This window comes from Halioglobus sp. HI00S01 (genome assembly GCF_001635445.1).
GTDB classification, from domain to species: domain Bacteria; phylum Pseudomonadota; class Gammaproteobacteria; order Pseudomonadales; family Halieaceae; genus Halioglobus; species Halioglobus japonicus.
On the sequence record NZ_LWEE01000058.1, the window covers coordinates 1 to 14,520 of the forward strand.

Below are 14,520 nucleotides of genomic sequence, written 5' to 3' on the forward strand. Positions count from 1 at the left end.
CCATAGTCATGGAATCGCTGTAGGAGAAGTTTGCTCCGTAGTCGATACCAACCTGAGAAAGGAGGTGTGCAGAACGAAGAACGACAGGGACGTTCAGGAAGGGCGCGGGCTGCAGCGGACCCGTAAAAGCCTGGACGTCCTCATCATAGCGAGCAGCATAGCGAACCTTGTTGCGGTCTCGCACCCGACCGTTGTCTGCCTTGGGAGGCAGGAGGCAGGCCATGTCATTAAACGCATTGCAGTCATCCCCCGCCAAAATGTTCCTCATTGTGCCGATGCTTCCTCCGCTAATACGGTTATCTCGGACGCCCCCTAATCTGTGGAATGAGGTGACAATTTTTATCTTTGCGCAGTGCTCCTGATAGGCGCCTTCAAGATGTGTTATCGCAAGCAGGGTTAGCAGATCAAAGGGTACTGACTCGTACCCGGCCGTGGGGAGCAAAATCACTTTTTTGTCGCTCGCAGCCTGGTGGTACTTTTCGATCATCCGCTTAATAAAGAACGTTTCGCCGCCGATATCGACGTAATGCGTGCGATGCTCGATACATTTTTCAAAAAGCAGTTCGCTGTGCGTGGCGTAAGGGCCCGCGAGGTGAATCAGCACGTCGCAATTTTTGATTAGGGCATCGACGGAATCTCTGTCTACGACGTCCGCCGAGATGTAAGCGGGTGTGGAATTCCTGTCGGGGAAGTCGGACACGAGCTTCTTCATTTTGTCCGGATTTCTCCCGGCTATCGCCCAGCTAAAGTCCGCCGGAAGATGCTCAGCAAGATGCCGGAACGTGTTTTGACCCGTAACGCCAGTGGCACCGAGCACGACCAATCGATAAGTTTTCAAGAGCCGAACCACTCCTCGCTGATTAGCATCTCCGACGAGTATCTTGGTCCGGCAAAAGTGCTGAACAAGGCCAGAGTTGCCTGTTGTAAAAAGCGCTCATCATCTGATCGAAGGTATCCATGGATGGTCAGATCGATGTACCCGTGCGCCGTGGACCACAGGAGACGTCCAATTTCGTCTGGTGAGCCGGACAGAATTCCATCAGCTATAGCTTTGTTGACGACATTGATGGTGATGGAACTCCACGGCGCCGCGTGCCGTAGCTCCCGATCAGGCACGGTAACGCTGCCAGTGGCCCGACCGATCATTAGCGTGTAGAACTCCGGGTTCTCTTTGGCAAACTGGATGTAACAACGACCTAGGGAACACAGGGTTTCCAGGGGGTGGCTGCTCTCTGGCACATCGCGAAGACGATGAGTCAGCGTATTCCAACACTCCTCAAAGAGAGCGGCGATTAAACCTTCCTTCCCGCCGAATAGTGTGTAGACCGCCTGTGTCGTAACCCCGGCGTCTTCGGCTACGTTTCGTATAGTCAGCTTTCGGTTATCGGGCGTGGTCGCCAATTTAGCTGTGCAGTTCAGGATGCGATCTCGAGTAGCTGTCTTCATGAATAAAACAATATAACAATGTTATATCGATGTTATGACTCAACTGATACTTTGTCAACCTCGCTGGACCGACGGTTGGATTTTCAGGTGCTAACGTGTTATCCCGGGCAATAAATCAGATTCATGAACCTACAGTCACTAATTGATCGATAACAATGTCCAGCGCTGCGTTGCTCCCGGCCGATCAGTGCCCTTCGATTCTGGCTGGAGAGCCTTTCCAGAGCTTTCGCTTCAACGTTTCTGGAAATTACGTCAATTCTGGCAACTTCAAGCATCACAGATGTGATTTAAGTTGGCTGCTCTTGGCCGAAAGCGGTCCTAAAAAACGTTATTTGAACTTCACCGACCGGCCGCTTTGAGGTGAAAGCGGACATTCATCGCTACTAGTAACGTTAATTTTTTTGGCATATATCGTGCGAAACTTGGATGCACTCCTTCTCACTAATATTTGGAAAAGAAGCCATAAAAACACCGCCTTGGCGATTTCACCGTGTCCACTTAGATGGCGATCCAACAGCTCTCGTAGTAAAACGTACTTTTTTGGATGGATGCAGACTCGTCCCTTCAGATGATGACAGAGCGTTTGGGTGTCGAACTTAAGCCAGGGTTCGCCGGCTAACTAATACCCCTCAGTGTCTTGCTGTTTCTACGAATTCTCAGCCGGCGTGATTGACGCCACGGACTCCATTTGATGAACGCGCACTTGGCCAGATTGACTATCGTATACGATGACGTACAGGCTGGTAGTGCCAAGCAATATCACACTACGACTATCGGCTTTCTCAGACAGCGTCAAAAAAACTTCGTAACCGTTGCCTTCGAGCACGTCCTCCGCTTCTGCATAAGCGAAAAAAGCGATATAGAAACACAGAAAACCAAAGAAGGAGGCTACTGTCAGTCTGTAGTGTCCTTGTGCAGTAGCTGGGAAGAAAAAGAATACACGTTCATAAAACCGTATGTACCAGGGTTTCTTTTTCCCCACATAGCCTTGGCTAAGTCGCGCGTTGTATCGCGCTAACGCATCATTTATCGAGACAGCTATGGTGATGGCGACAATGGCAACGATGATATCCGGCCTTCTGATCGGCGTTACCAGTATGTCTTCAAGCGCCACAAGCTTTAGGATATCAACATTGAATCGCCCGTAGAAAATGCCGAGGTACGCCATGCTGGAGATGATCAAAATCAGATAGGCAAACGTGATGGCCAGCCCCGTCGATTCTTTCACAAACTTGATGACATGACCCAGGGTATTTCTTTCCTGCAATTTATTGCCCTCAGTTTTTGCTCAGCAGGATAGATCGCCAGAATAAGTAACCTTGCTGTTCTTCCACCGCTATCTCACCAATCCTATGACACTACCGCGCACCAACATAAACTGATATCGCCGCCAGCAATGGGGCGCGCCTTGTAGGTAACAGCCTGAAAGTGCGGCTGCGCGCACTATTATAGAGCACAGTTAGGCGCATGGGGCTTTCGGCGTGTCAGCTGTTAATACTGACTCCAGCTAACAGCCGCATTCCCAAAGAGCAGAACCTGGGGGCAGCATATGGAAGACATTGTTAGCGATTTGCATCATCGGCAATTGCACAACTTCTTGCTGCGCTCGGCTGCGTTGAAACCTGAGGCGCTCTATTTGCTGTCCCCGACAGAACTGGCAGGTAGAAGGCACAAGGTACTGCCATTGCAAGATTGAGTGGCTGTAGGTACACAAGAGGTATCAAAACTCGCCGCAAAAAACCTCAGATGGCAACAGGATTAGTCTATGTTAGAGGACACTAAATTCAGCAGCCTGCGTGGCGATCCTAATTTGCTTCAGCTGCTATTTGATACCATCCCTACGCTAGTGTTCGTCAAGGACAGACAAAGGCGCTTCGTTTTTGCCAATATTGAATCGCCCCGATTAGCTCTTGCCACTTGGCGGGCTGAATAACTTTTTAAGCCAGCGGCGATTCCTTTTACTCAATCCGCTACATCTCGATAGCAAACGCGGCCTGACCGGCTACGCTGTTTGCTGTGCGTTGCAAAAACCACCCTGCAGCAATCTGCCGGGAGCATTTGCTGCGTACTCGCTTCAATACCCACAAGGAACGCAACATAATGAAAACACGCGTTGTTGTCTGGGGCACCGGTAATGTCGGCCGCCCCGCTATTCGTGCAGTACACAGTCATGCCAATCTCGACCTGGTGGGCGTAGTTGTCGCCAGTGAAAGCAAGGTCGGGCAAGATGCGGGCACCATTGCCGGTATCGAAACTGTCGGCGTGCTGGCGACCAATGACTGGCCGGCCCTTCGCGACGCTGGTGTAGACGCGGTCGTCTATACCGCTACCGCTGATATTCGCCCTGAGGCTGCGCTTGCGGACTTACTTGACTGCCTTGGCAACGGCATTGATGTAGTAAGTACTTCGTTCCATCCCCTGCTCTATCCGCCGGCGGCCCCGGCTGAATTGGTGGACATGATTGAGCAGGCCTGTCAGGCGGGTAATAGCTCGCTGTTTGTGTCGGGCATTGATCCGGGTTGGGTGATGGACGCCCTGCCCTTGTTTGCCAGTGCCATGTCGTCAGATATTGAAGAGATTCGCACACGGGAAATCTTCAATTACGCGCTCTACGACCAGCCTGAAGTGGTCCGGGATGTGATTGGTTTTGGTACCTCCATGGATGAGACACCGCCCATGCTGCTGGATTTCTCGCTGCGGCTGGTTTGGGAGGGCATGGTCCGTGTGGTTGCCGAGGGTCTTGGCCAGACGGTCGATGAAGTTGTTACCCACGTGGAACGGCGTCCGCTGGAAAAAGATGTTCATGTTGAACAAATGGGTCTGTTTGAAGCCGGCACTCAGGGGGCGTTCCGTTTTGAAGTGGCAGCGCTGTGCGGGGGGCAACAACGGTTTGTGGTGGAGCATGTTACCCGTATAGATGAAGACTGCGCGCCAGACTGGCCCTACCCGCCCGAGGGCCAGGGTGTGCACCAGGTCATTATCAAGGGCTCGCCCTGCGTGACCCTGTCGGTGCATGGTGAGGATCCGGTAGAGCCCGGCGCTGCGGGTGGCGGCAATGCCACGGCGGCATGCCGGGTCGTTAACGCCATCGAGGCGGTGCGAGCGGCGCGCTCAGGTGTGCTGTCCACCCTGGACCTGCCGTCCATGGACGGCGCGGCCCAGATGCGCACCTGATCAGAACGAGTAAGCGAACTCCAGCCCGTACATGCGCGGCGGGCTGTATACCACCCCGGCGGTCTGGGTGACATCTACCAACGGTACACCACCGACGATATAGCGCTCATCCGTGAGGTTGGTACCGAAGGCGGTGAGGCGCATGTTCTCATCGTTGGAGAGCCAGGTGAGGCGTGCGGAAAAGTCTTCCTGGTCGTTGAGGTAAAGCCCTGACAGGCAACTGCTACGGTCGAAGCAGTTATCCACGTCCTGCCGATAAGACCAGGCGCCCATAGCGACAATGTCGCCGATGCTGGTATCCCAGGTGTACTGGGCAGCGAGATAGTAGATCGCCTCTGGCAGGCGCGGCAGGTTTTCGTCGGAGCGGTCGACCGGGCAGGTCATTACATCACCGGTACCCACGGTGACCACATCGCATTCAGCCGGTGCCCCGCCCTCCGGGATTGAGAGAATCCGGTCGTCGTTGTACTCCTTGATTTCGCCGTCATTGAAAGTAATGTTGGCCATGATCTGCAGATTTTCGGTGGGCAGGTACATGGTTTCGAATTCAACGCCCGCGATGCGAGACGACTCAGCGTTAATCAGGGACCCGGCAATGCGTCCATCAACAGGGTTAATCTTTACCGTGGTGAGCTGGCGGTCCTCATAGTCGGTGTAGAACAGCGCCATATTGATGCGCAGCTGACGGTCCAGTGTGTCGATCTTCAGGCCCAGCTCATAGTTCCATACTTCCTCGGGGTCGTATCGTTCCATCAGTCCGGTCTCAATATCCAGGGTGTCGCTGATGCCGCCTGACAGGAAGCCATTGGTTGCCGACAGGTATGCCGACCCCCCGGAGATGAAGCCAGATTCACCAAAGCTATATTGCAGGCTGGCCATTGGGGTAACGGCCGAGTCGTCGACCTTATCCTCCTGATCTGCCAGCGGGTCGTCCGGAACAACGTAACCGTGATTGGGGTTAAAGGTTTCGGGGCCGCTGGGGAACAGCACAAACTGCTCGGACACAATGTTGCTGGCGTCTCCGGTCGTAGCGATCTGAGAGATATCCGCTACCCGGAAAGAACGGGTAAGCTCCCTCTCCTCTTCGGTATATCGCAGGCCCAGCGTGAGGCGCCAGTCATCGTGAAAACTCCAGTCCGCCTGGCCAAAGGCCGACCATGCCGTGTTCTTGGAGGTCAGGCTGGTGTGCGATGCCGTGTAGTAGGCCACATTGGGAATAAACAGTGCACCGAAGAACGGGCCCGAGGGCTCTACCCGCGGACCCGAGTCGGAATCTTCCCAAAACCCGTACAAACCCACCACGTACTCAAGCGAGTCGTCAAAGGCTGAGCCGGAGAATTGGAACTCCTGGCTGTAGGCGTCGGTGATGTAGTCGTCGGCAAACGGCTCGTCGTAGTTGGTGCGCACCAGCACCGGTATGCCAATGGCATCGATCTCCTGGGAGAACCCGGATTCGGTTTTCCGCCAGGCGGTGATGCTCTTGAAACTGTGATCTTCGAACTCCCAGTCGACGGTCAGGCCCAGAGTATTGGTCTTAGCGCGATAACCGGGACGGTCCAGGTCGGCCTGGACGTTATCAATGCCCAGGCTGTTGTTCTCTGCACACCACTCCTGAATGGTCTGGCCGGTGGAGGGGACGATGATGAAGGGGTTTTGCAGGTCCGCCTGCCAGCCCGACCCGGGAACAGAATCCACCACCTCGCAGTCCATGCCCCGGGCAGACTGGTCAGTTTCCGAGTACATGTAGTTGAGGTCAAAGACGAGGTTGTCGCTGGCGTTGTAGCGCAGCTGGGCCTGGGCACCTTTGCGATCAATATCGTTGAATTCCTGGCCGTCGGTAATGTCGGGGTTGCCGTTGGCGCGATTGGTGACGTAGCCGTCCCGGCTATTGCTGTAAATCGAGAATCGCGATAGCAGGGTGTTGCCGATTAACGGCAGGTTGCCGGTAAGCTTGGCAGTGAACTGATCATAGTTGCCTGCCATCAGTTCTGCGTGGCCAGACAACTCCTCCGTGGGCTTATTGGTGGTATAGAGCACAGCGCCACCCGTCGTGTTTTTGCCAAATAGAGTTCCTTGTGGTCCGCGTAATACTTGCACCGATTGCAGGTCAACATTGTCCAGCACCGCGCCGGAGGTCCGCGAGACATAGATTCCATCCAGGTAAATTCCCACCCCGGAATCAAAATTCACCCCTTCATTGCGCGCGCCAATGCCGCGGATGTAGATGCTGCCGGTGCCCGTTGATCCATTGCCGTCATAGACATCGACATTTGGCGCGACCTTCCGCAGATCGGAAATATCGCGCACACCGAGTTCTTCCATGGCCCTGGCGGACAAGGCAGTGACGGCGATTGGTGTTTCCTGCAGCGATTCTTCCCGTTTTCGGGCGGTGACAATCACTTCTTCGAGGACCATTTGCGCCTGGGCGCTAAGGGGAATGACGGCGGCGGTACTAGCAGCCACGGCCAGTGAGACGGTTGTAGCAGTTGAGCGAAACTTATGCATTACAGAACCCTTTATTCGTATTTTTGGGGTGTGTGTATATGACTATCTTAACTAAGACATGCCTGTTTTATACATTACACTTTTATTAAGTAGATCCCCCGTCGCTTTCGTCGCTGCAATTCATCTCAGCCAGCCTGCAACTCGTCCTGCAACCCCCGCGGTTCGGCGAAACACGGTTTTTCTCTCCGGCTTTTCCTCCTAACTTAGTTCCCAACACCAACGCAGAACGGGTCTGGGTTGGTTCAAGAAGAGAGGCCATTGGGCCTGTAGGGAGAAACGCCATGAACCGTATCGTTACTAAAAACATTCTGTCCGCTGCCGCCATTGCCGTGACTGCGGGCCTGTCATTCAACGTTGCCGCCGAGAACATCGACGAGACTCTGGTTGAGGCATCCCAGGTGCCCAGCAAGAGCGTGTCCTTCACCCGCGCCGAACTCGCTACTGAAGAAGGTCGCCTGGCGGTTGAGAACCGTATTCGCGAAGCGGCCGAAGATGTGTGTGGCCCCATGGACTACCACCGCGCCGGCGGCCTGGCTGGCGTCACGGACAGCCGTGAGTGTCTCGACAATGCCGTCGATGCAGCGATGAGCCAGATCGGTGCCGACCAGGTTGCTGCTATCGACTAATACCAGTCCTGACCCCTGCTACCCCTGGTGGGGGTCACCAGGGGCGCTGTTGCGGAGCGGCGCCCCTTTTCTAGTTACAGGAAGTAGGTGGTGCGGCGGCTGTGTCTGCCACAGGAGTGCGACAGTTTGCCGAGGCCAGGGATGGTCATCTATTGACAAGCTGATATCCCGACTCCGGTCTAATCCGACCTTCAGCGCATAATTTCCATAACATCCCTGATTAAAACCTTTTTATCACTGAGACAACAAGATCGGAGGCCAGGGCGTTTTTTAACAGGTCGGAGCGGATAAGTTCCATGATGAGTGTCCTGGGAAGTGTCCGTTGATCTACGGTTCGGCGGCGCAGCCGGATTAGGTTCCTTAGGATGCCTGGGGCCTGTTCTACGCGCGCTTGGCGGTGGACAAAAGGCTGACGAAGGAGCAAGGCTGTATGACTGGCGTTTTCGCCAGACCTGTCGACGTCAGCACCGCTGATGCACTCCTGAAGGATAGCTCAATTACGAAGGTAAATGATTTTTGCTAATGCGCTCATCGGCGTGGACGCAGACCCGGGTAAGCAGTGAATTTTCCCGAAGACCGGGAAGTCTGAGCAGATTGGGAAGGCGTATACATCGTATATTTTTTAACCCGTTCAGTAGCCAGGGGACCAGCATGTCCAGAAACGTTATCTCTGCCGTCGTTATCGCGGGCCTCGTAGGTCTGTGGATGGCCGCTGGCACTTTTACGGTGGAAGAGACAGCGACTGCGCAGGCGTTCAACCCCATATTGGCTGGTAGCACAGTGCCGGCGGGCGAACTCAGCCGCGTTCGAGTCAATGTCATTGCCGCCGAGTTCCGCGCGCGCAATGTGGTATTGCGCGGCAAAACCGAGGCCAAGCGCATGGTTGACGTGAAGGCAGAAGTTGCCGGTGGTGTCGTGGCGCGGCCGGTGGAGCGGGGTATGAAGGTGGCGGCGGGTGATCTGCTTTGCGAACTGGCCCTCGACGATCGAGGCGTCGCCGTTCAGGAGGCACAAGCCGCTCTGGAGACGGCGCGTATCGAGCTCCAGGGCAGTCGCAAGCTGCGCGATGATGGGCTGTTGTCAGAGGTCGCGACAGCGGATGCCCAGGCGCGCAAGGAGAGTGCCCTCGCGCACCTCCATCGACAGAAGCTCAATCTGGCGAGGACTCGGATCACGGCGCCCTTTGACGGAGTGGTCGAAGATCTGCACCTGAACGTGGGCGACTATGCCGTGCCCGGGGAAACCTGTGTGCGGCTTATTGAGCTTGACCCGATGCTGGTCCGCGCCGATGTCACAGAGAGTGAGGTCGAGAATCTGGCCGTGGGACAGGATGTGACAGGGACAAGCCTGGCCGGTCGGCGCATCGCTGGCCAATTATCATTCGTTGGCACGCAGAGCGACTCTGTGACCCGGACGTATCCGGTGGAAGTTACCGTCGACAACAGGGACTACAGCATCCGCTCTGGCCTGACAGTGACGATGAGCATCGGCGTCGAGAAAGTACCGGCCCACCTGGTGGCTTCTTCGCTCCTCAGTTTGGACGACACGGGAGCGCTGGGGTTGCGTACCATTGACGACTCCAACCGCGTTATCTTCAGCCCGGTGGATATTCTGGAGGACGGCTTTGGCGGCGTCTGGGTCACTGGCCTGCCGGACAAGGTGAACTTGATTATCGTGGGCCAGGAGTACGTGGCGCCGGGAGATATTGTAGACCCCGTCTTCGTCAACAAGTCCGGTGACCAGGTCGCGCTTCGATGAAAGGCTTCATCGCAACTGCTTTCAGCAGGACGCGAACCACACTGTCCCTGTTGGCAGTGCTGGTAGCTGCCGGAGTTCTGGCACGGGCAGCGTTGCCGATTGCTAATGACCCGCATGTGGAGTTGCCGTTTTTCTACGTCGGCGTAATCCACGAGGGGATTTCTCCCGAGGATGCCGAACGCTTGCTGGTTCAGCCGATGGAGGCGGAGTTGCGCAAACTCGAAGGTGTTGTGGAGCTGCAATCCACCGCCGCCGAGGGAATGGCCTCTTTCTTTGTTGAGTTCGATGTATCCTACGACCTCGACATCGCTGTCGCGGACGTCCGGGAAGCCCTAGATCGAGCAAAAGCCGAGCTTCCTACAACCGCAGAAGAACCCTTTGTGGATGAGCTCACTGCGGACGATTTCCCGATGCTTACGATCAACCTGTTGGGAGACAGGTCGGCAGAGCGCGTCGTTTACGCTGCGGCCCTGACGCTGCAGGATGATATCGAGTCAATTCCTTCGGTGCTGAGTGCAGACATGCAGGGCCACCGCGAGGAAGTGCTCGAGGTGGTGATCAATCCCGACGCGCTTCATGCCTACCAAATTTCCGCCGAAAGCCTGCTGGCCACGCTGCAGCGCAACAACCGATTGATACCCGCGGGCAATGTTGACATGGATGCTGGTCGCTTTGCTGTGAAGGTGCCGGCCGTCGTGGAGCGCGCTGAGGACCTGCGCGACCTGCCGGTGCTGGCAGCGGACGACACCGTGGTCACCTTACGAGACGTGGCCACGATCAGCCGAACGTTCAAGGACCGTGAGGGTTATGCCCGGTACAACGGACAGGACACGATATCGATTGCGGTAACCAAGCGCGCTAACGCCAATGTTATCGACAGCGTCGATCAGGTCCTGCAGGTGGTGAAGGCTGCGCGGTCAACACTGCCCGCCGGGATCGAGTTGGTGGTATCACAGAACCAGGCAGAGTTCGCCTCGCTGCAAGTGCGCGAACTTGAGGGCAACATCCTGACAGCGCTGGTCCTTGTCATGGTGTTGGTGGTGGCCGTCATGGGCCTGCGCGGCGGGCTCGTCGTGGGCCTTGGCATCCCGTTTTCACTGCTCTTCTCGGTGACAGTTATCTACCTTTTGGGCTACACGTTCAACTTCATGGTCATGTTCGGCATGTTGTTAGGGCTAGGGATGCTCATCGATGGCGGTATCGTGGTCACTGAATACGCCAATCGGAAAATGCATGAGGGCATGGAACACAAGGCTGCCTACGCAGAATCTGTGAAACGCATGTTCTGGCCGGTCACGGCGTCAACCGCTACGACTCTGGCTGCATTTCTTCCTATGCTGTTCTGGCCCGGGGTGTCCGGTCAGTTTATGGGTTACCTGCCGACGACAGTGTTCTCTGTCCTGGTCGGGTCCCTGCTGTATGCGCTGTTGTTCGGCCCGGTCCTGGGCTCGCTACTTGGCGGTTCGAAGTCAACCTATAACAGTGGGGCGGCGACCCAGGCGTTGCTGGAGAACGGCGACCCGGCGACCTTGGATGGCCTGACCGGTAAATTCGCGCGGTTGCTGAAGTTCGTTTGCAATCGTCCCATCGCGACACTGGCGGTATCGTTCAGCCTGCTGGGTAGCGTTTTCTGGGCGTATGGCAAATTCGGTGTCGGCACGATCTTTTTCTCCGACTCTGATCCACAGTTTATCAACGTGGCAGTTCTCGGCCGTGGCAACTTGTCTGCCAGCGAGGTGAACCAACTGGTGCTGGAGGCGGAGCAGGAGATCCTCCAGGTGCCGGGTATCCGCTTTGTAAATACGCAGACAATGCTGCCCGGCTCTGGCGTCCGCGAGTACGGCGCCACGTCGGACAGGATCGGATCGATATTTCTCGAGCTGTTCCCCGAATCCCAGCGCGCGATCAAGGGCAACGAAGTGATGCGCCAGATCCGGGAGAGGACATCGCACCTCGCCGGTATCCATATCGAGATCAGGCCGTTGGAGAAAGGACCACCCGTCGGCAAACCTATCCAGATCGAGTTCACTGCAAGAGAACGAGAATTACTCGAGCCGGCCATGGCGCGTGTGCGTGCCCATCTCGACACTATGCCTGGACTGGTTGATATCGATGATAGTGCGGCATTGCCTTCCATCGAGTGGCGGGTCGAGGTCGATCGAACCCGCGCCGCCTTGTACGGTGCTGACGTCTCCTCCGCAGGTCTTGCGGTGCAACTGGTCACGAATGGCGTCAAGATCGGTGAATATCGGCCGGACGATGCGGATGACGCGGTCGATATTAGGGTGCGCTATCCCGGCGCCGAGCGCGGAATCAGTGCGATGGAGACCCTCCGAGTCAGTACCGACAGAGGGATGGTGCCGTTGAGCAACTTCGTATCTGTGCAGCCAGGTCCGGGGGTGGATTCCCTGAAACGCATCGACGGCGTTCCGATGGAGCTTATCCGGGCTGACGTCAATGATGGCGTGATGGCGGATGCGATGGTGCGTGAGATTGATCAGTGGTTGCAGCAGCAGGATTTCGATGCCGGGCTGGTAATTCGATTCCGCGGCGCCAACGAGGAACAGGCGGATTCCATGGCGTTCGTGGCCACCGCGTTCAGTCTGGCGCTGGCACTGATGTTTATCCTGCTTGTCACCCAGTTCAACAGCTTCTATCAGAGCACGTTGATACTGCTCGCGGTTGTCATGTCGACCGCTGGTGTTCTGCTTGGGTTACTTATTCTTGCCAAGCCTTTCAGTGCGCTGCTGACCGGCGTTGGCATCCTCGCTCTCGCGGGTATTGTGGTGAACAACAACATTATCCTGATTGATACCTTTAACCACCTGCGTCACCAAAACCCGGAGTTGGACCCTCGCAGTGTCATCGTTAGAGCGACGGCACAGCGCATGCGCCCCGTGCTCCTGACCACAGTGACAACGGTGTGTGGACTCCTGCCCCTGGCCTTTGGTCATTCTATCGATCTGGTATCGCAGACCGCGACCCACAATGGCGAGCTGGCAATGTTCTGGTCGCCGCTGTCGCAGGCGATCGTGTTTGGATTGTCATTTGCTACAGCCCTGACCCTGGTTGCTACACCTGCCATGCTCGCACTTCCTTACGCGCTGAGGGAAAGCTGGGGCAGTGTGCGCAGGCGGTGGTCGCGGGGCGATGTGTTGGTAGAAAGCTTGGTACGAAAGCGCGCACAAACGTGACCCTTTGACCGGGAGAGAGTGGCAGCGGATTTCGCCAGTCTTGGCTTTATACCCTATAGTTATTAATGCTGGGTCATCCGAGAGTGCATCGAATGAATCGAATATTATGTGGGCTGGCGATGTTGCTGACTGTGGCGGCCTGCAGTATGAGCAGTATCAATGAGCCCGCTATCAGTAGCGGCAGTGAACGCCTTGCGGGGAAGGTGATCTGGCACGAGTTGTTAACCGATACGCCAGCGGAGACCGAGCGCTTCTATGCGGAACTACTCGGGTGGGAATTTCGTTCATTGCCGCACGCCAACCTCAACTACCGCATGATTTACAATGAAGGGCGGCCTATAGGCGGCCTTATCGATCAAACACAATTGCCCACCTCGGCAGATATTTCCCAGTGGGTGTCCCTGCTCTCCGTCTATGACATTGCAGCCGCCACGGACGCTGTGACCAGCGGCGGAGGCACCGTCTACACGCCACCTACTTCGTTGGGCGACCGCGGTGAGATTGCAGTTGTCGCCGACAACCAGGGTGTGCTGTTTGCGTTATTGCAAACGCAATCCGGTGATCCGGCCGATGGTGACGATATACGCCCCGGTGATTTCCTGTGGGATGAGCTATGGGCCGAAGATGCCAGTGCGGCTGCAGCATTCTACAAGCGGCTCGCTCCCCTGAGCGTAAGCTCGATCGAGCTGGACCCCGAGGGTGCCCGCGTCGACTATAAGGTACTTTCCAGCCAGGGCCAGCGCCGGTTCGGCATCCGTACCAACCCCGTGGCTGAACTACCCTCGCTATGGCTGCAGTATCTTCGAATTACCGACAAGGCGAAGCTAGAGGAGGTAGTCGTGAGAGTGGAGTCACTGGGGGGCAAGGTGCTGTTACCAGTCACCGAGCGCCCTTCACAGGGACATATGGCTATTATTGCCGGGCCGTCGGGGGCGGGGATTGGACTGCAGACCTGGGATGACAAGAATACATCGGGGGGAGGCGACGCATGAAAAAGGTACTAAACAGGTTCGGTGCTGCGGCGCTTACTAAAGCGCTGGTCGCCAGCGCACTCTTCCTTTCCATGGGGTCGTTGAGTGGGTGCTCAGATCCTCAGGTTTATGGCAGTGTAGGTATCTCCAGTGGCTATAGCTCCTGGGGAGGCCGAGGCTACGGAAGCGGTATTCACACGAGTATTTCCGTGGGCGGGCGCATTCGATAGGCGTTCCATGTGCCGTTAATCATGTAGGAGCCCCATGATAAAGAACTGGTTGCGTATACAGGACAAAGTACTGAGTGAAACACGCATCTTTACGCTGATGGAGGTGCTCGAGCGTTCTCCCTACAACTCGAGAGAGCACACGTTCTGTGTAATCGACAGTCCCGATTGGGTCAACCTGGTTCCTATAACAGATCAGGGAGAGCTCGTGATGATCAGGCAATATCGGCATGGGAGCCAGCAAGTTACCCTTGAAATCCCCGGGGGGATGATTGACGTGGGTGAAGAGCCTGTCGCTGCTGCCATACGCGAGTGTCGGGAGGAGACCGGGCACATTGTCGATCAAGTCACCTCGCTTGGCATCCTCAATCCCAACCCAGCGCTGTTTGGCAACAAGCTCCATACGTTTTATGGTCATGTCACTGATGTCGACGACAAAGCCCATGTCAGTGAGACTGAGAGAACAGAAGTGGAATTGGTTCGCATCTCCGACGTACGCAGATATCTGTTGGACGGAACCATTGATCACGCACTGGTCTGCGCCACCCTCTGGCGGTTTCTAGACCAGGGGAGCGGGGAATAGCGAGTCACTCGCTGTGATTCGATCAAGAAACCCATT

10 protein-coding genes are annotated in these 14,520 nt (G+C 56.0%); 6 read left to right on the top strand and 4 right to left on the bottom strand.

Translation table 11 applies throughout. From position 1 onward, the window contains the following. The 3 genes from A3709_RS08360 to A3709_RS08370 all read right to left on the bottom strand — a co-directional run. A partial coding sequence (locus A3709_RS08360) for a saccharopine dehydrogenase NADP-binding domain-containing protein (RefSeq protein ID WP_156507625.1) occupies positions 1–838 on the bottom strand: 838 nt, incomplete at its 3' end. Continuing rightward, positions 835–1,446, bottom strand: coding sequence for a TetR/AcrR family transcriptional regulator (locus A3709_RS08365; RefSeq protein WP_066052938.1), 612 nt, complete (start codon positions 1,444–1,446; stop codon positions 835–837). The genes A3709_RS08360 and A3709_RS08365, both read right to left, overlap by 4 nt. A 646-nt stretch (positions 1,447–2,092) precedes the next feature. Continuing rightward, positions 2,093–2,713, bottom strand: a complete 621-nt coding sequence (locus tag A3709_RS08370) for a hypothetical protein (protein WP_066052941.1) — start codon at positions 2,711–2,713, stop codon at positions 2,093–2,095. A gap of 833 nt (positions 2,714–3,546) precedes the next feature. Between A3709_RS08370 and A3709_RS08375 the strand changes: the two genes are divergently transcribed. Next, positions 3,547–4,620 carry a hypothetical protein gene (locus A3709_RS08375; protein ID WP_066052942.1) on the top strand — a complete coding sequence of 358 codons (1,074 nt, stop codon included), beginning with the start codon at positions 3,547–3,549 and terminating at the stop codon, positions 4,618–4,620. On the opposite strand, the gene A3709_RS08380 is transcribed toward A3709_RS08375, so the two are convergent. Beyond that, positions 4,621–7,125, bottom strand: coding sequence for a TonB-dependent receptor (locus A3709_RS08380; protein ID WP_066052945.1), 2,505 nt, complete (start codon positions 7,123–7,125; stop codon positions 4,621–4,623). A gap of 281 nt (positions 7,126–7,406) precedes the next feature. Here A3709_RS08380 and A3709_RS08385 point away from each other — a divergent pair, with 281 nt between their 5' ends. The 5 genes from A3709_RS08385 to A3709_RS08405 all read left to right on the top strand — a co-directional run bounded on the left by A3709_RS08385 (position 7,407) and on the right by A3709_RS08405 (position 14,484). Next, the gene (locus tag A3709_RS08385; protein ID WP_066052948.1) at positions 7,407–7,751 is read left to right on the top strand and encodes a UrcA family protein; all 345 of its coding nucleotides are present in this window, start codon (positions 7,407–7,409) and stop codon (positions 7,749–7,751) included. 651 nt (positions 7,752–8,402) lie between these two features. After that, entirely contained in the window at positions 8,403–9,509 is a 1,107-nt protein-coding gene (locus A3709_RS08390; RefSeq protein ID WP_066052950.1) for an efflux RND transporter periplasmic adaptor subunit, read from the top strand. Further along, positions 9,506–12,703, top strand: a complete 3,198-nt coding sequence (locus A3709_RS08395) for an efflux RND transporter permease subunit (protein WP_082849993.1) — start codon at positions 9,506–9,508, stop codon at positions 12,701–12,703. Before A3709_RS08390 ends, A3709_RS08395 begins: the two co-directional genes overlap by 4 nt. Before the next feature lie 92 nt (positions 12,704–12,795). After that, entirely contained in the window at positions 12,796–13,695 is a 900-nt protein-coding gene (locus tag A3709_RS08400) for a VOC family protein (RefSeq protein WP_066052953.1), read from the top strand. Positions 13,696–13,938: 243 nt separating this feature from the next. Next, a complete protein-coding gene (locus A3709_RS08405; protein WP_066052958.1) occupies positions 13,939–14,484 on the top strand; it encodes an NUDIX hydrolase in 546 nt (181 codons plus the stop codon). Positions 14,485–14,520: the final 36 nt, after the last annotated feature.